Genomic DNA, 18,499 nt, shown 5'->3' on the forward strand with positions numbered 1-18,499 from the left:
CCCGAACCGGGCCCCGCACATCCCACCTCCGCGAACCCATCGGCTCTCCGACATCGTCGTACGTCGGCGGAGGTCGGGTGGCGAAGATCGGCGATCTGTCGCGTCGTCGACGCGGGAACCACCACGTCGCCGAGGCGCATGGCCTGTGGATGGCCTGCCTCGACCGTCGCTTCTACGGGGTGGCCCCGGTCCGCGCTACACCTCGGCCCCGGCGCGGCAGTTCAGTTGAGTCGATCGGTCCAGGCAGTTTCGAGGATCACCTGGTACGCGCTGATCCGTACCGGCGAGAGGGTCAGCCGCTCGTGGGCGAGCAGTTCCCCTGTGTAGGAGTCGAAGATCAGCAGGGACTGGGCGTTGTGGTCGCGGTCGTCGAAGGTGATGGCTACACCCTTCCGGCCGGCCCGATCGGTCACCTGTCCCCGCCACCGGAACCCAGGTACGTCGGCGAGGACCCGCAAGATCTCGACGCGGGTCCGACGCGGGACGACGTACCGCCCGTACACCGTGCTGACCTCCTTGCTGACCGCGCCGGCCCCGAACCTGGCCTTGAGCAGCTCCGTCAACCGGGTCCGTTCCGACGGCAGCGGCGCGAGATCCAACGGTGGCAGCGGCACGCCGGCGGGCCCGGCTGCGGCGGGTGCCGCAGCCTTGGGCTTGAGGTTGCGCTGCCAGTAGTCCCGGGACTCCTGGTCCGGATACTGCGGCTCAAGCTGGCTCGTGACCTGCTCACCGGTCCCGTCGGCCGCCTGCCAGACCTTGGTCTCGTCCGCGAAGGCGACCTGGTGGCGACCGTCGGCGGACGTCATCACCGGGTCGCCCCACGTCTTCGTGTGGTGGTACATGTACCGGCCGGTGCGGTTGTCGTACTCCGCGTCGGCGAGCCTGCTCGCCAACGCGCGCAGCTGGCTCCCCGCCTCACGGGCGGCAGAGCCGTACGCCACCGGCACGAGCACCACCCCCGGATCCGCCCCGGGCGGACCGGCGGTCTCCGAGGTGTCCGGGCTGGACGTACCGATCGTCTGGGCGATTGCTGCGGCGCCGATCGCGGCGGCCAGTGTCCCGGCCGTCAGCACCAGTCTGCGGGTCGGGCGTGCTCGACGGCGATGGGCGACCGGCTCGGTGATTGCCGCTGCGCGGTTGATCAGGTCGTGTGCCGACAGCCGGGGCGGTGCGATGGTGCTGTGCCGGGCCGGGTCGATCGGCTTGAGGAGGGTACGCGTTCGCTCTTCTCCGAACATCACAGAGCCTTTCGAGGACTAGCCAGTACCGGCTGCTGCGCCGGTGATCCAGATCGGTACGACATCGCGTCGCTGAGGCGTCTACGGGCGCGGTGCAAGCGCACCGCGGCGGTGGTGCGGGTACAGCCGAGGACCTGAGCGGCCTCGGAAACCGTCAACTCCTCCCAGCCGACCAGCCGGAGGATTTCCTGATCGAGGTCGCCGAGGGTGGTCAGAGCGGCGTGGACATCGGCTACGCCCACGGTCGCGTCGGCGCCGGACGATCCCGGCTTCTGCAAAAGGCCGGCGTCGGTAATCGGTAGTACGTCCGGCGAAGCTCTCCGAGCTCGCCATTCGTTCGCGAGCAGGCGCCGAGCCACCCCGTACAGCCAGGGCAGGCTGCGGTCCGGAACCTCGCGGCGGCGCCGCCAGGCGATGACGAACACCTCCTGGGCGAGTTCAGCCGCCGCGTTCAGATCGGCAAGCCGACGCTGGCCGTACTTGACGACCTGCCCGTAGTCGGCCGCGTAGACCCTGGTGAACCAATCCTCATCGCGTTCTCCCGGTGGACCCATCCAACACTCCCGCCTGGTTGATGGACTCTCACCCTGGCTTGTGTCACCACCGGTCCGATGATTACCCCAACGACCCACATTCCTCGCGGGCCGAACAACTCCCCTGGAAGCAAAACCTCCGCCGGAACGGGCCCTCGACGGGCTCCCACAGCCTCAGCCTTGGTTTTCACGACGCCGCCCGGGCGGCAGACGCCGCCTCGGCCGTTTCAGGGCTGGCGCCGCATCCGATAGTGCAGGCGAACCGCGGGGATGTTCCAGAGCTTGAGGCGGTGATCGGCCCGCACGTCACCGTCCTCGTCGACATACAGGTGGAAGTGTTCGTTCAGCGGGATACGGCGTGCGCTGAGCGTTTCGTCATACCGCTCCAGCACGAGATATGCGCCGTTGGCGCCGAACCTTCCGATCGGGGAGTGCAGATGGAAGCTGCCGTCCGGGCCGGCGGAGGGCTTGAGGAATACCTGTAACGAGCCCAGCGGCAAGGGAAACACGACGCGAACGCTGGGCTGCGCGTTGTCGGGAAGGGTCCTGACGCCATAAAAGCCGCTGTAGGTCACGTGGCCTGTCTTGCGCATGTTGCGGAGCCAGGCCGAGCCGACGACCTCGCCGTGCGCGTCGTGGATGTGAACCACCTTGCTGGTCATGCCATACGACGCATCGAGCGGTCGCATCGGCAGGCAGGCCTGCTGCAGCCGTTCGCTGAGCAGGGCCGTGATGATCCGGCCGAATGGCCAAGCAACGGCGGACCACTCCGACCACAGATCCAGGTGCCATCGGGAGGCGCGCTCGTAGAAGTCGGCGATCCGTGGGTCCACGTCGGCGGGATCGAAACCCTCGCCGCCGAGCGCGGCGAATGAGGTCAGCAGGCCGTGGTCGGGGCCCGTGCTCAGCGAGCCGCCGAGATCGGTGGCCGTTCGCTCCACCCAGTCATGCCCGACGATGTCGCGCCCCGCGCTCGGGCCGATCAGCCAGCTGACCGAGTTTCGCGGGAGGCGTCGGCTGGAGACCCGCATCAGGGCGCGGCCGAGGAGGTCGACCGGATGCCGGCACAGCACCGGATGGGTCAGCGACGGCAGCATGTCCTGGGGGGTGACCACGGGCAGAAGGTACACCGCGGCCGCGAGTCGGAGACCATCCAGACCAGGGACCGTGTTCCGTTATTGGAGGTCGGGGCGGCGCAGCGTCAGCGATTGGAACCGGTAGCCGCCGCCGACGTCTACGAGGTGGAAGTCCACGACGTCGAACGACGCGGCGGCGAAGCCGAGCAGCTGCTCATCGGTGCGAAACGAGAAGAAGCGCTGCGGCTCGTGCTGGTCGTCACTGATGGGACCCTCGGCGCTCTCGTTGCCCCGTACACGCCGCCCCCAGCCAGGAAACCGGTCCTGAGCTGGGGGCCTCGCGCTGGAGGGGCGACGGGAATCGAACCCGCACTGTCAGCTTGGGAACTGAACAACCTTGGGCCTTGGACCGGCGTCTCCCTTGTCGTCATGGTTCGCACCTGGCCTGGTGTGCCCCCTGCTGACACCGCGTTGTGGCCCGTGAATGGCCCGACGATGCCGCCCCTGTCGCACACGGACTGCACGCTGGACCTGTCTTGACCGGTACGTAAGGTCGTCCGCATGGCTGACGCTGTCGTGATTCCCGGCGCCTGGTTCGGACCGGGCGCTCCCCTGCTGATGTATGCCGGCGATGTGGCGGAACAGCGGGGCGCAACGGTACATCGATACTCGTGGTCACAGGAGTTTCCGAAGCCCGATCAGCCAGAAATCGAGAGCTGGGTTGGCGGTGAGATCGTTCCACTGATCGACACCATTAGCGGTCGCCCACTGCTGATCGGCAAGTCGCTCGGCACGAACGCGGCAGCGATTGCCGCAGAAAGGTCCTTGCCCGCCGTGTGGCTCACGCCCTTGCTCACCCTGCCGTGGGTGGCTGATGCGTTGGGCCGCGCAACCGCGCCGTTCCTGCTCGTGGGTGGCACTGCCGACAAGCTGTGGGACGGTGACATCGCCCGCCGGCTGTCGCCACATGTGCTGGAGGTGGAAGGCGCGGACCACGGTATGTACGTACCCGGCCCGCTCACCGAATCGATCGCGGTGCTCAGTCAAGTCGTGGTCGCCGTGGAGGAGTTCCTCGACGCTATTGGCTGGCCGAGCTAGTCACCTGGTCCCGCATCGCTGCATCCGGTCAGCGCCCCCGTCAGCTGGTCCAGTCCCAGCGAGCCAAGTTCCAGCGCCCGACGGTGGAATGCTCGCCGGTCGCCGCGGAAGGATGAGCGGCCTGCCAGCCACACCCGCTCACCTACCTTGTAGGTTAGCGCCTGCCCTGGCCTGCCCAGATAACGCGCTAGCTCCACGGACGCGTACGGCCCTTGATGACAGCGGTCCCGCAGCAGCTGCAGCGCGGCATCCGGCGTCCACGATGCGCCGCCACCGGACGGCACCGGCAGCCGCAGGTGCAGGCCGATGTCGAGCACGACCCGCGCCGCCCGCAGCAGCTGCATGAACAGGTACCCCAATCGTGCACCCGGCTGCTCGTAGAGCCCGAGCTCGTCCATGAACCGCTCGGCGTACAAGGCCCAGCCCTCCTGGCAGCCGGAGAGCCCGCCGAGCAGGTTCAGCCGCTGCCCGAGGCCGCCCTGGCAGGCCTCGTAGCCGATCTGGAGGTGGTGGCCGGGAACGCCCTCGTGGTACGCGGTGCTGTAGGCGTACCAGGTGGGGAAGCTCGCCTGGTCCTCGGGGAGGAACCACCAGACACGGCCTGGCCGCGTCAGGTCCTGCGACGGCCCGGTGTAGCCGGTGCCGGCCGACATGGTCACCCGGGACTCGATGTGCCGCAGCGGCGTGGGGATGTCGAAGTGCGCGCCGTGCAGCTGCTCGGTGGTGGCCTCCAGCAGCTCCTGCAGCCACGCACCGAACGCGGCCCGGCTATGCAGGGTGCCTGGCGCGTCGGGGCTGTCGAGCCAGGCGAGCACCTCGGGCACACTCCCGCCCAGGGCCTTCGCTTCCGCGCCCAGCTCCGCCTCGATCGCGCTGAACTCGTCCCAGCCCCAGTCGTAGAGCTCGCGCAACTCCGGCTCGATAGCGAGGAAGGTCCGCACCCAGAGTGCGTACCGCTGCGGCCCGAAAGCCTCCTCGCTGCGCGCCTGCGGTGCCAGGTCCGCGGTCAGCATCGCGGCCAGTCTCTGGTACGCCTCCCGCGCGCTCTGCGCCGCTGCCTGCAACGACGCCCGCTGCCGCCCCTCGCCGTAACGCTCCACCAAGGCGATGTCATCGTCGACCCAATTGCGGCAGCGCTGCGTCACGAGCTCCACCTGGCGCCGCGCCGGCAGGTGACCGCGCTCGGCGGCGAGCAGGAGGCTGCGGGCATACCCGTCCAGGGCCGCGGGGATCGCGGCCTGGCGCGCGCCGACACGGGCCCAGCCATCCTCGTAGGCTGCGCCCTCGGCGTCGCGGCCGGGCACCGCGGCCTCGACGGACTGGCGGATGAGCTGGAGCGGGCCGGTGGCTGCCGCATGCAGTTCGCGCAGGTCCTCCCCGGCATCGTGGAAGGCGATGCGGGCGCGCAGCCGTTCGACGAGGTGAGCGTGCAGCGGGCTCGTCGCGGGCAGCGCCCCGTGCAGGGTCTCGAGCTCGCGCAGGGCGGAGGCGGCGAGATCGGCGCGGGCCTGGTGGCCGTCCGGACTGTAGTCGGTGAGCCCGTCGACCTCCTGCTCGCCGACCTCGACCACTGCCGCGCATGGGTCGAGGCGGGCCACGTCGCGCAGGAGCCGGCCGGCGAAGTCCTCGATCACGGAGGCGATGCTAGCGCCCTGTCCTGCTTGGCGCGTAGGGACTTGCGTCGATGTAGTTCAAAGCAGCTGGCAACTTCCGCTCGTCGGCATGTGAGTGCGCCGCCACCGTCCCTCAGTTGTGACCGACTGTGACCAGGGTGAGCGGATTGACCCTGAGCTGGCGCGGATCAGCTCGGCGACTATGCGGAACGGTGGATCCCCCAGCCTCGACCGCCGGCCAGACCCCGGTGCATCGCAAGGGTCAGGAAAGCCGGCGGGAGTGGGCAGCGAGCAACGACCGCAGCGGTGCCAGGCCCGTCGCATCAAGCCCCCGCTTCGGCAGTACGAGCACTGCCCCACCGCGCCGCTCCGATGCAAGCAGGACGAACGACCGATCCGTCTCGACGTGCAGCGGGTACGCAGCCCAACTTGTCGTCGATTGTCCGGCGGCGCTGCTGAGATGCACCCCGGTGTCGGTAACCGTGGCCTCCATGGGCTGGGACAGCGCAGGATTGCCGCGCATGATCTGCCGAACCTGGAGCCGGTAGATCCAGCTGGAGCCGCCGAAAAGCCGGCGCAGCAGCAGGCTGAACCCGACGACGACGGGCACCACCACGACCAACACAACGACGCCACCTATCACAGCGGTGCCTGCCGCCACATTCCCAGACAGCGCAGAGGAAACGAAGACGACAGCGAGCAGGCCGACCGTCAGGAGAGTGCTCAGCCACCGCAGATACCAGGGACGCGGAATGCCGCGGTTATGGGCCGCGAAGCCGTCGAGCAGGTCGTCCGAGGTGAGCGTGTAGTGCAGCTGCACGGGGTCGGTCGTGACGTTCTCCGAGGGCATGACGGAGAAGCCTACTCACCGGAAGCCGGCCGGAGGCCGCCAGCAGGCCGGGGCCGGGCCGGCGCGGCCCGCTTTGCGGGCCGCCCTGATCTGATAGAGCGGGATTCGGCAACTGCGACCGCAGACGTAGATGTGATCCGACAGCTGAGCTGCGACGGGCTACGGAACATCGAAGGGCCTGACTCGGACTCGCGTCCTGGCCAGGGCCTCGATCGTGGAGCGGGTGACGGGAATCGAACCCGCACTGTCAGCTTGGGAATCGGATTGACCTACACCGTGGGTAGCCGTGCGGCCTGCTGGGCGAGCACGGAGCGTTCAGCTTGCGTCCGCCGGAGCTCCCGTGCGGGCCAATATTGACCGCTGCATCGGGCACGCGTCGGGCACGACCCCGTCCGCCGGCCTGCGGACGAGACCCAGCAGCATGCCGTACGTTGAAGCGCATGGAGATCCCCCTGCTGCGCTCCGATTGGGTATCGCGCGCCTGTGGGGCATTAGTTGCCATGCTTCCCCACGCCTTGTTGCTGTGGAGACTCGGGTGGGGGCCGGTAGGAAACGACAACGTTGGAGAGTGGTTTTTCACCCTGGCGTTCGTCGGTTTCTGTCCAGCGGTTGTCACCGTCGTGGTGGCAATGCGTCTACTACGCACCCAGGGCTCCGGCAAAGTCGTGAGGGGTGTCCGGCTTGAGGTGGTTGGTGCAGACGCGCCCTGGGTGTGGGTAGCAAGGCGGGCATGACCGCTCCGGAAGATCATCGAGGTTCTCGAGGCCTGTTGATCTATCTGAAGTGAGTCATGCCCGCGTTGCCATCATCGCTGATCTCATCGTTGTCAACCGCACCGGCCGGGACCTCTGTGGAGGATGGTGCGGGTGGGCTGCTCACGGCGTTGGCGGATCTGCCCGATCCTCGCGCCCGCCGTGGAGTACGGCACCGTCTGGTGACCGTGGTCGCCGCGGCGGTCTGCGCGGTCGTGGCCGGTTACCGCTCCTACACGGCGATCGGGGAGTGGGTCGCTGACCTGCCCGCCGATACCGCCGTCCTGCTCGGGATCGACGCAAGCCGCCGGCCGTCCGAGGCCATGATCCGCCGACTGCTGCAGGCCCTGGACCCCGAGGTGCTCGCCGTCGTGATCGGGACCTGGCTGGCCGGATGCACTCCCGCAGCGCCGGCAGGGTCGAGCAGGGCGATCGCCGTGGATGGCAAGACGATCCGCGGTTCCCGCACCGGCGACACGACCGCCCGGCACGTCCTCGCCGCCGCCGACCAGGCCAGTGGTGTCGTGCTGGCCAGCACCGACGTCAACGGTAAGACCAACGAAATCACCCGCTTCGCACCCCTGCTCGACCAGATCCCAGACCTGCACGGCGTGGTCGTGACCGCCGACGCGTTGCATTGCCAACGTGAGCACGTCGCCTACCTCGCCGAGCGCGGCGCCCACTGGATCCTCACGGTGAAGGGCAACCAGCCCAGCCTGCACCACCAGTTGGCCGCTCTGCCCTGGCGGGCCGTGCCTGACGCCGACCGTGACACCTGCCGCGGCCATGGCCGCCGGGAGATCCGCACCCTGAAGATCCTGTCCGTCTCCACCGGGATCGATTTTCCCCACGCCGCCCAGGCGTTGCAGATCCGACGGCGTCGACGCCGGCTCGACCAGCCGAAACGCTTCACCACCGAGACCGTCTACGCGATCACCGACCTGCTCGTTCACCAGGCCAGGCCGGCGCAGCTCGCCTCGTGGATCCGCGGTCACTGGTCGATCGAGAACAGAGTCCACTGGGTCCGCGACGTGACCTACGACGAAGACCGATCCCAGATCCGTACCGGCACCGGACCCCAGGTCATGGCAGCCCTACGCAACGCCGCCATCGGCGCCCTACGCCAGGCCGGCGTCACCAACATCGCCGCCGGCAACCGCCACCACGCCCGCGACAGCAACCGACCACTGGCCCTACTCGGCATCACCTGACGACTTTGCCGGGGCCCTGCTACGCACCAGACTTCGCGGCGCTGGCTTGGGAGCGTTGGGTGGAATCGCGGTACTGATTCTGCTGTGGGTAGTCGGCGTGACGTCCTACGCCGCAGGCGTCGTGCCACCAGGGACGATGGATGCTCCCCGTATGCACTGAGGCTACGTCTTGCCTTTCCGATGCTCACTCCGGAGGGGTCAACCACCCCGCTGACGGGGTTGACCCCTTCGTCCCGAAGGAACCACCAGCCGTCGATGAGCTGCTTGAGTCTTGGACTCGCCTGTCCAAAGGGTCCACCAGCGTCCACGGGCGTCCGACATTGCTCGCGCCCGTGGTCACCCAGATAGTCACTCAGCATCGGTCGTCGCGTCCCTCCTCGGCTGCCATGTCACTGGTACGGTTCGCGCAGGAGGCTCTGCGATGTCCGGCTCAGACGAGCATTGGCCGTGGTTCGCGCGCACAGCCGGGAACCTGGAGGCACCGGTGCCGACACCTCCGCGCCGAACCATGGCAGCGGTGGTGACGAGCCTAATCGGGGCTGTTCCTGGAATGGTCCTGTCGTTTGCTCCGCTGGCACTCATTCATCAGTATGTGGAGGTGTTCGCGGCCACCGCGACACCGGACAGCGGGTTTAACATCTATACCCTCGGGGCGCTGGCCTGCTTAGCGCTCGGCGGCTTCCTGCTGGTGAGCGCACTTGTATCGTTGTTCTTCCGGCAGACACGGGCGCTCGGTATCGGGTACTTGTCTGGGCTCGTAGCCGGGCCTGTCTTCTTCATGTTCGTCCTTGCGGTCACGAGGCTGGCCGCGTAGGGCCTCTCATGGCGGCATCATCAGACACAGGTGCTGCTCGCCATCCCGATGCTCCTATGGAGGTCAAGTGGTCAGGGCGGTGAAGTCGGCGACCAGGGCGGTGTAGACGTCGCGGACGATGTAGCGCTTCAGGCAGCGCAGGATCTCCTGCTTGCTGAGGCCTTCGGTGACGCGTCGGTGGACGTAAGCCCGTGTTCGCTGGTCGTAGCGCATGCGACATAGGGCGATGGTGTGCAGGGCGTGGTTGGCGCCGCGGTCGCCTCCGCGGTGGAGGCGGTGGCGGCGCACCCGTCCTGAGCTGGCGGGGATGGGTGCTGCTCCGCAGAGGTGGGCCAGGGCGGCTTCGGAGTGCAGCCGGTCGGGGTTGTCGCCGGCGGTGGTGAGCAGTTGGGCGGCGACATCGGGGCCGACACCGAACAAGGCCGTGGTGCGGGGTGCCGCTTTCCGGACGATGGGTGTCACCTGCCGGTCGAGGGTGGTGATCTCCTCGGTTAGGGCGGTGACCCGGCGGGCGAGTCCGGCCAGGGCTGCGGCGGTGGCGTGTTCCGGTTCGTGAAGTCTGGCTGGGTCGTAGGTCAGCGTGGCGCATCGGCTGACCAGCACGGCAGCGCTGACCCTGGTCAGGTGGGCTCGCAGGGGTTCGGGGGCGGCGGCGACCAGGCCGCGCATCTGGTTGAGGGCGGCGGTGCGGGCCTTGACCGCTCCTCGGCGGGTGACCCTCAGGGCGCGGATCGCCTCGACCGGCCCGGTGCGGGTCTTCGGCGTGCCCGTCGCGGTGCCAGCAAGGGTTGCCCGGGCGGCGGCGATCGCGTCGATCGGATCGGACTTGCCCTGGGCGCGGCGAGCGCGGCGGTCCGGCCGGTCCACCTCCACGACGGCGATCTTTTTGCTGGTCAGGTAGCGGGCTAGGCCGGCGCCGTAGCTGCCGGTGCCCTCCACGCCCACGGCGGTTACCCGTCCGAAGGAGCGCATCCAGGCCAGCAGATCCGCGTAGCCGGCGGTGGTCGCGGGGAACTCGGCGTCGGCCAGGAGCCCGCCGGTGCTGTCGATGACGGCGGCGTGGTGGGTGTCGCGGTGGGTGTCGACACCACCGATGAGAGATCGCTTCTTGGCTGCCATGCTGGTGAGGTCCGCCTTTCTCGTGTGCGTCGAGAACACGTGGACACGTCGCCGGTCAGGCGATGCGGACAACACAGTGGTGGGTGCCTCTCGCACAGGCTCCTATCAGGTCACGACGCCTGACCGGTGACATGCAGCTGCCGGGGCCACCGAGCTGGCCGACGAATCGGGATGAGGACAGCTACCGTCGGTCTGCCGGTGAGTCAGACCAACCCGGCGACCCACCCCACCATCCTCACTGTCTGCCGTCGACCCGCCCACAGGGGGAGCGGGCTGCCGCCCGGCCCGCCACGTCAAGCGGACCTTGACGGCTCGTACGGACGCTGGCGGGTCGGGCGGTGGTCTGCTCGGCTTGCCCGGGTCGATGGCAGGCGGGATGGCTTACCGCAACCACCCACGGACCGTGACCCACCGGCTGAGCCCCGGCCATCCTGGAGCCGGAGCGCCCCCGCCGGAGGCGCAGTGACCGCAATCCCGCGACCGCCGCCAGCTCGCCGACGCGGCCGGCGTGCGCTCCCCTACGCCGCGCGGGTTATGGCCGCGCGGCCCGCTCGGCTGCCGGCCCACCACACCACCGGTCAACGGTCTGTCGTTCTGCGGCGGCTTTCCGGGCTTTCGGCTCTCCGCGCCAGCCGCCGGGCATCAGGCGTGACGGCCGCAGAGCGACAGCGGCAGCGGCCGGCGCGCGCCCTAGCGGCGCGCGTGCGGCCCGATCAGGGCCGCCTTGAAGACGTACAGAAAGTTCTCACCACTTCGCCGGCAGTCGCCTGTCCGGTCTCAGGACCTGCGTGGACATATCGATATCAGGACCTGGGTGACACTCCGCCCTCCGTAGCACCGGCCGACGCTTGGCCAAGGTCGACGAGCTAATCCGAACCCGCGGCTTCAGCTGATGGGTGAAACTCCGTCGACTGTCGGTTCCCAAGATCGCGCTAGGTGTTCTGCCGTGGCGAGCGGCTTCGTCGTTCCTGGCTCGTTTGGATGGAGTGATACGAGAGGAAGCGCCATGACCATGTTGGGACTCTGCGTCCGACTGATGACGGATGGATGAGCCGGGCGGCGAGCGGCTCGTACGCGAGGAAGCCGGCTGGATGCGGGCGAGCTTCCTGGAGCTGCTCTTCGATCTTGTCTTCGTGTTCGCGCTCAATCAGGTCAGCTTGCGGCTGGTCAACGACTTCAGCACCGGGCACGAGCTCCTGATCGGTGAGGCTGCCCCGACCTTGCTGCTGTTCCTGGCGCTCTGGGTCCTGTGGCTGTCGACAGTCGCCTTGACCAGCCGACGACGTCCGGATTTGCTGCTGGTCCAGATTCTCGTCTTCATGTCGATGGCCGGCGCCGTGGTGATGGCCGTCGTGGTACCGCAGGGGTTCGAGCAGCGGGCTCTCGTCTTCGCCGGCGCATATACGGCGGTCCGGATAAGCCGCCTGCTGCTCCTCCTGGTCGTCCGCCGTCAAACGGACCCCGTGGCGATTGCCGTGAGCGCGGTGCTGTGGATCGTGGGTGCGCTGGTGCCCGACCAGGGTCTCCGCGCCGTGCTCTGGGCCCTCGCGCTGGCCATCGGCTACGTCAGGGGCACGGCCGCTTTTGAGCGATTCGCTGGCGTACCAATCGCGGGTGAGCACGTGGCCGAGCGGTTGCAGCAGTTCTATTTGATCACGTTAGGTGAGGCGATCTTCGTGGCTGGCAAGGGGCTCAGCGCCAGTGACTTAGGCACCCCGCATGCGGCCGGGTTCGGGCTTGCGTTCGTCGCCATCGTGCTGCTCTGGCGGGTCTATTTCTACCGGGCCGGCGCGACCCTGCCGCTGGCCATCACGGGTGCTCGGAACCCGCTCCGGCAGTCCGTGGCGGTAGCCGGGACTCACCTGCTCATGATCGCCGGTGTCTTCCTGGCCGGTGTCAGCTTCGAGCTGTACATCATGCAGCCGCTCGGCCGGCCGGAACCGAACTGGCTCATCGCCATCCTCGGCGGGCCCGCGCTGTTCCTGGCCGGCCGGTCACTTCTCGAACTGCAGGCCTTCAGCCGAATCTCCCGATCGCGGCTGGCCGGCCTGCTCGCCCTGGGCCTCCTGATCCCGGCCACCTGGCACCTGCCGCCCCTGGCCGCCGGTGGCGCCGCCGCTGCCGTATTGGCCGGAGTCGCCGGCTCGGACGCTTGGCGCGCCCGCGGCCGCGCACCCGAGGCACCCGCCCCACGGATCTGACCCACCACGGAATCCCGGTCCTTCACGGGCGAACCGTCAGGGCCAGGGATCAGACGGGCCTCAAGAAATACCCAACGCCAAAAGGTCGTCCAGCCGGACGTGTCGCCCACGTCCCGAGACTGGTCTGTCACGCAGGTCCTGAGACCCGACATCGCCGGCAGTCGCCGGCAGTCGGCCGGGCGAAGTTGCGAAATGGCTGTTCAGGCTGCGTAAACGGCGGTGGCGTCGTCGCTGCGCTTGTTGCGTGCCCACTTCATGCAGGACGGGTCGGCAGCCTCGATGGCGCGTACCCGGCGGATCAGCTCGGTGGGTCCGTTCTGCTCTAGGACTTCGAGCACGTCGGGCCAGTCGAGCAGGCCGAACAGGGCGACCAGGCGGGCGGCTCCGTCGGTGAGCACGTCGACGCGTCGGACGTTGTCGAGCGGGACTTCTCCGGTGATGGCGTGCTGGGCGGCGAACGGGTCCGCGGCTGCCACCCAGTAGCCTCCGGGTTGGTTGATGACCTGGATGCCATCGGCGGTGTCGATGAGCACCGTGACGTCACCGAGCACGAGGTATTCCAGCGCGGTGTCCTTGAGCCGCAGCATTGCGGTGGCTGCCGACGGTGTGCCGGGGTGGCTGAGGTCGCAGGTGTCGCGGTGCTGGTCGGCGGTGAACCGGATGCCGTACATGAGCGCATTGGCTAGCTCGGAGTCGCGGTCGGCGGCCAGTCCGGCGAGGGCTGAGCCGAGCTTGGCGGAGTACCAGGCGATGCCGTGGCTGCATCCGGTGCCGGTGCGGGCGGTGGCTCCGTCGAGGACCACAATCAGGCTCTCGCTGGCCATGGCCCAATCCTCATTGGGCGACTTCGGGTTGCCGGCCTCGGAGGCAGTCGCGACGCGCATCAGGCCACGCCCTCGCTACGGTAGATCGGCGTCAGCGCGTCGACCTTCCTGATCGCGCGGGTGGCCGGGTGGTACGTGCAGGCCACCAGCAGGGAGAACCGGCGGTTCTTCACCTCGCGGTACAGCTCGTCCACGTGGTCTTCGAGGTACTGGGCGACGCCGAGGGTGCCCATGGCGTGGATGCCGGCGAGGTACAGGAACGTGCCGCGTCCGTCCGGACGAGGAAGCCGGCCGATGTACCCGTAGTCGACCGGCTCGCCGGTGTCCGACGGCGAGCGGAACTCCTCCCTGGTTTGGTGGTTCACCAGGTACAGGCCACCGTCGTCCTTGCCGAAGCCCAGCTTCGGGTCAGAGGCGAGCACCTGCCCGACGAACGGCAGAATCCGAGGGCTGCCGACCACGACCAGGTTCGTGCGGTTCAGGTCGACCATGCCCGGAGGTGGTACCACCTCGTACTCGGTCTTCAGGCCAAGCCCCCGGGCGAGATTGGACAGCTTCTGGTACGCGGCAAGCATCTCGGCGGAGACGACCGCGTACGGGTCCTTCTTGCCCGCCTCGAACTTGCCTGCGGCATACCGGCAACACCCTGGCGTCTCGGACCGGTGCCAGCCTGGCCGACCTCATGGCCCGGATGGGCCACGCCTCGACCCGCGCCGCGATGATCTACCAGCACACCGCCCGGGAGCGCGACGAGCACATCGCTGACGCGCTCAGCTCGCAAATCAAGCAGAGCCAGGATCGGGCACGTAGCGGGCACGACCAGCGCAAGAAGCGGTAGGAACGACCGAGGCCCCAGCCAGGAAACCTGTCCTGAGCTGGGGCCTCGCGGTGGAGCGGGTGACGGGAATCGAACCCGCACTGTCAGCTTGGGAATTAGACAAGATCGGGTGTTGCCGCAGCTTCACTCCCTGGCGGCAGGGTCTCGGTTGGCCTGGTTTGACCCCTGCTACCACCGGCTTGTGGCCCGTGGATGGCCCGACCGCCGACCCTTGTCACACGCAGATCGCACGGGCGGATCTCGCTCTAGTGACTGACACCCCGAGTGCTGCTGGCGGACGGATCCGGGACAGCGGTGGAACGCCCGGATCTGCCAGGCTGCCCGCTGACCCGCCCTGGTGTTCCGTGGCGGACCGGCGTAGCGAAGGGACAGAGCATGGCCGAGCAGCCGGCCCCACCGCGGTTGGCACCAACCGCACCACACCTGGTGAATCCGGTCCGCTTGGCGGTGGGGCAGATGGTTGTGGTCGGTGCGGCGGCCGCCCTGTTCTTGCGAGGGACCACCAGCGGCCCATGGGTGCTATTCGCGCTATTTGTCGGGCTGCACGTCGTGCTGCTCGTCGGCGCGGCGGCGCTGCTGGCGCTGACCTACCTGCTCGGCACGCTTACCCGCCATGGGTCGAGGCTGACCGAGAGTTTCGGCGGTCGGTTCGGCTGGACCCTGCTCATCTGGGCCGTCGGCGCCGCACTCGTCGGCTACGGCCGTGCCGCCCTCCGCCATCTGGGTTTCGAGCCCGACCGGCATCCCGAGGTCGGCCACTGGCTGCTGGGCGTGGGGGTGTCGCTAGTGGTGGGCGCCTTCAGCCGGTCACGACAGGTACGAGTCGGCTCGGCCGCATTGCTCGCGATCTTCGTCGTGGTCACCGCGGCCCTGCGAACCGTCAGCTGACCACCTCGCCGATCGCCTTTCGTGAGCCAGGCGTCTCCTCGTCCTGCGCACCCGACGAGACTCGAACCCCTAACCTTCCGATCCGTAGCCTCGGCGAGGCTGTCCGGCACGATTCATCCTCGGCTTTCACCCCTGTCCCTACGCCCACTGGTGTCCTCAACCGTCTCCACCCGTGCAGCGCCGTTGCTGTCACCACGCCTTCGACCGCGATCGAATGGCGGTCCTCGGCGGTGCGTCGATCCGGCTGCGCTACGTTGCCAGGATGAGCGGCGGAGAGGGCACCTGCCGCTCGACTTGGCTTGAATGAGCCATTTTCATCCTGCGTAGCGGTTTGCTTCGACATGGTGCAAGACGAGGATGGCCTGCACGATCGCGGTGGCGCGGCGCGGGCAGCAGCGCAGCTTGGCCAGGATCTTCCAGGTCTTGAGCGTGGCAATGGCCCGTTCGCCGCGGGCTCGGATCCTCGCGTGCGCCCGGTTGACCGTCTTCTGCCGGCGCGACAGTTTCGGCCGGAAGCGGCGCCGCTTGAACGGCGTGCGCACGCTGCCCCGCGCGCCCTGGTAGCCCTTGTCGGCGAAGGTCATCACGTCCGCGCTGGTCAGCGCTTCGATGATGCCGTGGATGCGGGCGGCGGTGAGGTCGTGCGCCGAGCCCGGCAGTGCCGGTGAGGCCCAGACGAGCCGGCCGGCGGCATCGGCGATGACCTGCACGTTCACGCCATGGCGCTTGTGCTTGCCGGAGTAGTACGGCTTCTGGTCTGCCACCCGGTCGATCGGAATCAACGTGCCGTCCAGGATCGCGTACGCCAGTTGCCGGATACGCCGCATCGCCGTGGCCAGATCCTCGGCGACCGCTGCGAGCAGCACGATCGCTTCCTGTACGTAGCGCCAGGCGGTGGCGACGCCGACGGCGAACCCGGCGGCGAGCCGGGTATAGGTGTCGCCGTTGCGCAGGTGGGCCAGGGCGAGCAGCGCCTGCCGGCCCGGATCGAGGCGCCGCCACCGGGATCGATGCTGGTTGCGGTGCTGGCGGATGAGGTCAGCGAGGTGGTTCAGGGTGCGGCTGGACAGCGAGATCGTGGAAGGGTAAGACAGCACGGGCGAGGCTCCCGGTCGGGGCATCGGATCTTGGTCGACTGCTGTCTTACCTGGAGCCTCGCCCTCATCGATCCCCGGGCTCGCCGCACCTGCCCTGAGCTGCAAGATCAGCTTGGAAAAGGCTCAATGGTCTACGTACTAGTCGATCTACGCTTTCGATGCCTACGTCGCAGGATCGAGGTCACGTGTTCGCCGGGCACGCTCGCTCTTCCTCACCTCAGTCAGACCGACGCTGGGCGCTGGTCACTCTGTTAGGAGTGCGTGCGCTCCTGGTCGGGGCCACCCTCGTCTGGCCCTACCTGAAGTACAGCGACGCGGAAGAGCGGACGGCCGCACGTCACTTGGACAAGGTGAGGGTCACGGGCTTTGAGTACCGTGGCGAGGACTACGCCAACTTTCAGGCTGTGTCGAGAATCTGGATTCAGACAGGTAGGCCAGTCGACGCCGCGTCTGCGATTCAATACGACGGTCGCCAGCTACGCCGCGACTACCCGAATGGGCCTCCCCGGAGTCGATTCGAGGAGGAGCTAGGTTGGTTACGGGTGGACGAGCGTTTTCCCTGCGTACTCAACGCATACCAAGTGCGTGAAGTCCTCGGCTCAAGGGTCGCGGACCTAACATCCTCCGAAAGGCGCGCGATCGAGCGGGGGGCAGCCACGTTGGTCCGAGTCGTCGTCGTATGCGGCAAAGGCTAGGCGTCGCACCTGGGCGGCCTGAGGTTTAGAAGAAGATCGCGGATGGCTGATCAAGTTACTGCCCACCTGGTCAGCCGGTCCGTCGTTGTCGGCTAGCGTCGGTGTCAGCGGGCGTACTTGGCTGTACGGATGGCTGTACGGGTCACCTCGCCAGTCCCTCGAAGTGGGCACGAAGATCGGCAACGAGCGAGGTCATCTGTTCTCCCGCCTCGACGGTGATGAAGACTCGGGCGAGCCATCCGTCGGGTGAGTAGGAGTCCTGGTGAAGGGTTCCACCTAGAGAGACGTGCCCCTTGCCGTCGTGGCGGGCAGTGATCCGCATGGTGGCGTCCAATGATCGCCAACTACGTTCACCCTCCCAGCCACGCCAGTCGTCGGCGAGCTGCTGAAAGAAGATGACGAGGTCCGGCTCCTGGGCGTGAGTCGGCCATGCAAGCTCTACTCCGCGCCGAGCGGTGAGTCCTTGGTCATGCAGCTCCACCTGCATCACGGCGACGTACCCGTCACCCCACGGGTCTTCTGGTGGATGAAGCACCCACGTGCTCTCTGCGGGTGGATAGCCGATGATCAGTGGGGCGTTCATGATGCCGCATTATGGCTGGCGGATCTCCTCGTCGGGCGGGTCGGGGTTCGGGGCAGAGCCCCGAGGTCTTCGAGGTCTTGTTTCCGCCAGTGTGGCCGGCCGGCCCGGCCGATGCCGGCCGGAGGTCGCCAGCAGGCCGGGGCCGGGCCGGCGCGGCCCGCTTTGCGGGCCGCCTTGACGCCGCGAGACGTGCTGGGGATCCGCCTGATGTTTCGGCAACTGACTGCAAGACCACCGGAAGCGGGGAGGTGTGACGGCGGTGGACGAGGTGCTGACAGTGGAGGAAGCCGCGGCTCGCATGAAGATGAGCGTTCGCTACGTACGTCGGCTGGTCGCGCAGCGGCGCATCGCTTTTCACAAGGTGGGGCGGAGCGTGCGCCTCAAGGCCTCGGACGTGGACGCTCACGTCAACGCGGGCAGGGTTGAACCGGGTCTAAGCGCAGATGACGCGCGGCGAGTGGATCGATCCTGAGCGGGCGCGGGTCACGCTGGCCGACTACGCGGAGCGGTGGATCGCCCAACGGCCGGGCCTGCGTCCCCGGACGGTGGCGCTCTACCGGTGGCTGCTCGGCAAGCACATCACGCCGTATCTGGGCGGGGTGGAGCTTAGCCGGTTGGATACGCCAATGGTTCGGGAGTGGCGGGCAATCCTGCTCGGCAATGGTGCCTCGGAAACCATGGCCGCCAAGGCGTACCGGCTGCTGCGGGCGGTGCTGATGACGGCGGTCAACGAGGACGAGTTGCTGCGCAAGAACCCGTGTCGGATTCCGGGTGCGGATCAGGAGAAGCCGGCGGAGCGACCGGTGCTCACGCTCGCCCAGGTGCTCACGCTCGCGGAGCTGGTGGACGAGCGGTACCGGTCCCTGGTCCTGGTGACCACCTTCGCCTGCCTGCGGTGGGGCGAGGTGTCCGCGCTGCAACGGCAGGACGTTGATGCCGACGCCGGGGTGGTCCGTGTTCGGCAGACGTTCACGGAGGTCCGTGGCGTCGGGATGGTCCTTGGTCCGCCTAAGAGTTCCTAACAAAATGATCTAGGGGCTTTCATCCCTTGTCGAGGATGATCTACAGT

Annotated in this window: 16 protein-coding genes and 3 pseudogenes; 8 read left to right on the plus strand and 11 right to left on the minus strand. The window is 68.1% G+C overall.

What is annotated here, in order from left to right; genetic code table 11:
• Window positions 1–221 precede the first annotated feature (221 nt).
• The 4 genes and pseudogenes from GA0074696_RS02360 to GA0074696_RS31610 form a co-directional block, all read right to left on the minus strand.
• Complete coding sequence (locus GA0074696_RS02360) at window positions 222–1,238, minus strand: CU044_5270 family protein (RefSeq protein WP_088959567.1); 1,017 nt, start codon at window positions 1,236–1,238, stop codon at window positions 222–224.
• On the minus strand, window positions 1,238–1,792 hold the full coding sequence (locus GA0074696_RS02365; RefSeq protein WP_088959568.1) for an RNA polymerase sigma factor: 555 nt from the start codon (window positions 1,790–1,792) through the stop codon (window positions 1,238–1,240). The genes GA0074696_RS02360 and GA0074696_RS02365 overlap by 1 nt, the downstream gene beginning before the upstream one ends.
• A 206-nt stretch (window positions 1,793–1,998) precedes the next feature.
• Window positions 1,999–2,886, minus strand: a complete 888-nt coding sequence (locus GA0074696_RS02370) for a hypothetical protein (protein WP_157745766.1) — start codon at window positions 2,884–2,886, stop codon at window positions 1,999–2,001.
• A gap of 60 nt (window positions 2,887–2,946) precedes the next feature.
• Window positions 2,947–3,209, minus strand: a pseudogene (locus tag GA0074696_RS31610) (SAM-dependent methyltransferase); the annotation flags it as partial.
• Between the two features lie 199 nt (window positions 3,210–3,408).
• On the opposite strand from GA0074696_RS31610, the gene GA0074696_RS02380 reads away from it, so the two are divergent.
• On the plus strand, window positions 3,409–3,945 hold the full coding sequence (locus GA0074696_RS02380; protein WP_088959570.1) for an alpha/beta fold hydrolase: 537 nt from the start codon (window positions 3,409–3,411) through the stop codon (window positions 3,943–3,945).
• On the opposite strand, the gene GA0074696_RS02385 is transcribed toward GA0074696_RS02380, so the two are convergent.
• Both GA0074696_RS02385 and GA0074696_RS02390 read right to left on the minus strand, forming a co-directional pair.
• A complete protein-coding gene (locus GA0074696_RS02385; RefSeq protein WP_088959571.1) occupies window positions 3,942–5,579 on the minus strand; it encodes a DUF885 domain-containing protein in 1,638 nt (545 codons plus the stop codon). The genes GA0074696_RS02380 and GA0074696_RS02385 overlap by 4 nt on opposite strands.
• Window positions 5,580–5,820: 241 nt before the next feature.
• Window positions 5,821–6,408, minus strand: a complete 588-nt coding sequence (locus GA0074696_RS02390; RefSeq protein ID WP_088959572.1) for a YcxB family protein — start codon at window positions 6,406–6,408, stop codon at window positions 5,821–5,823.
• 850 nt (window positions 6,409–7,258) lie between these two features.
• Here GA0074696_RS02390 and GA0074696_RS02395 point away from each other — a divergent pair.
• Together GA0074696_RS02395 and GA0074696_RS02400 are read left to right on the plus strand one after the other, a co-directional pair.
• Complete coding sequence (locus GA0074696_RS02395; protein WP_172894136.1) at window positions 7,259–8,371, plus strand: ISAs1 family transposase; 1,113 nt, start codon at window positions 7,259–7,261, stop codon at window positions 8,369–8,371.
• A 421-nt stretch (window positions 8,372–8,792) separates the two neighbouring features.
• Complete coding sequence (locus GA0074696_RS02400) at window positions 8,793–9,185, plus strand: hypothetical protein (RefSeq protein WP_157745768.1); 393 nt, start codon at window positions 8,793–8,795, stop codon at window positions 9,183–9,185.
• 63 nt (window positions 9,186–9,248) lie between these two features.
• Here the strand turns inward: GA0074696_RS02400 and GA0074696_RS02405 are convergent, their stop codons facing one another.
• Window positions 9,249–10,304 (minus strand): IS110 family RNA-guided transposase, encoded by a 1,056-nt coding sequence (locus tag GA0074696_RS02405; RefSeq protein WP_088959574.1) that lies wholly within the window; start codon window positions 10,302–10,304, stop codon window positions 9,249–9,251.
• A gap of 1,043 nt (window positions 10,305–11,347) precedes the next feature.
• On the opposite strand from GA0074696_RS02405, the gene GA0074696_RS02410 reads away from it, so the two are divergent.
• Window positions 11,348–12,505, plus strand: a complete 1,158-nt coding sequence (locus GA0074696_RS02410) for a low temperature requirement protein A (protein ID WP_088959575.1) — start codon at window positions 11,348–11,350, stop codon at window positions 12,503–12,505.
• Window positions 12,506–12,705: 200 nt separating this feature from the next.
• On the opposite strand, the gene GA0074696_RS02415 is transcribed toward GA0074696_RS02410, so the two are convergent.
• Window positions 12,706–13,329, minus strand: coding sequence for a hypothetical protein (locus GA0074696_RS02415; RefSeq protein ID WP_231925236.1), 624 nt, complete (start codon window positions 13,327–13,329; stop codon window positions 12,706–12,708).
• Between the two features lie 59 nt (window positions 13,330–13,388).
• On the minus strand, window positions 13,389–13,904 hold the full coding sequence (locus tag GA0074696_RS02420) for a hypothetical protein (RefSeq protein WP_172894101.1): 516 nt from the start codon (window positions 13,902–13,904) through the stop codon (window positions 13,389–13,391).
• A gap of 50 nt (window positions 13,905–13,954) precedes the next feature.
• Between GA0074696_RS02420 and GA0074696_RS02425 the strand changes: the two are divergent.
• Both GA0074696_RS02425 and GA0074696_RS02430 read left to right on the plus strand, forming a co-directional pair.
• Window positions 13,955–14,167: pseudogene (locus GA0074696_RS02425) on the plus strand (site-specific integrase); the annotation flags it as partial.
• Window positions 14,168–14,542: 375 nt separating this feature from the next.
• Window positions 14,543–15,055: a hypothetical protein gene (locus GA0074696_RS02430; protein WP_157745770.1), complete on the plus strand. Its 513-nt coding sequence runs from the start codon at window positions 14,543–14,545 to the stop codon at window positions 15,053–15,055.
• 314 nt (window positions 15,056–15,369) lie between these two features.
• Here GA0074696_RS02430 and GA0074696_RS02435 read toward each other — a convergent pair whose 3' ends face one another.
• Window positions 15,370–16,152 (minus strand): transposase family protein, encoded by a 783-nt coding sequence (locus tag GA0074696_RS02435; protein ID WP_088959579.1) that lies wholly within the window; start codon window positions 16,150–16,152, stop codon window positions 15,370–15,372.
• Window positions 16,153–16,989: 837 nt separating this feature from the next.
• Window positions 16,990–17,430, minus strand: a complete 441-nt coding sequence (locus GA0074696_RS02450) for a DUF6228 family protein (RefSeq protein ID WP_088959582.1) — start codon at window positions 17,428–17,430, stop codon at window positions 16,990–16,992.
• Between the two features lie 259 nt (window positions 17,431–17,689).
• On the opposite strand from GA0074696_RS02450, the gene GA0074696_RS02455 reads away from it, so the two are divergent.
• Window positions 17,690–17,902: an excisionase family DNA-binding protein gene (locus GA0074696_RS02455; protein ID WP_172894138.1), complete on the plus strand. Its 213-nt coding sequence runs from the start codon at window positions 17,690–17,692 to the stop codon at window positions 17,900–17,902.
• A pseudogene (locus GA0074696_RS02460) lies at window positions 17,868–18,446 on the plus strand (site-specific integrase); the annotation flags it as partial. The gene GA0074696_RS02455 and the pseudogene GA0074696_RS02460, both read left to right, overlap by 35 nt.
• Between the last annotated feature and the right edge of the window lie 53 nt (window positions 18,447–18,499).

The organism is Micromonospora purpureochromogenes (genome assembly GCF_900091515.1).
GTDB lineage: Bacteria > Actinomycetota > Actinomycetes > Mycobacteriales > Micromonosporaceae > Micromonospora > Micromonospora purpureochromogenes.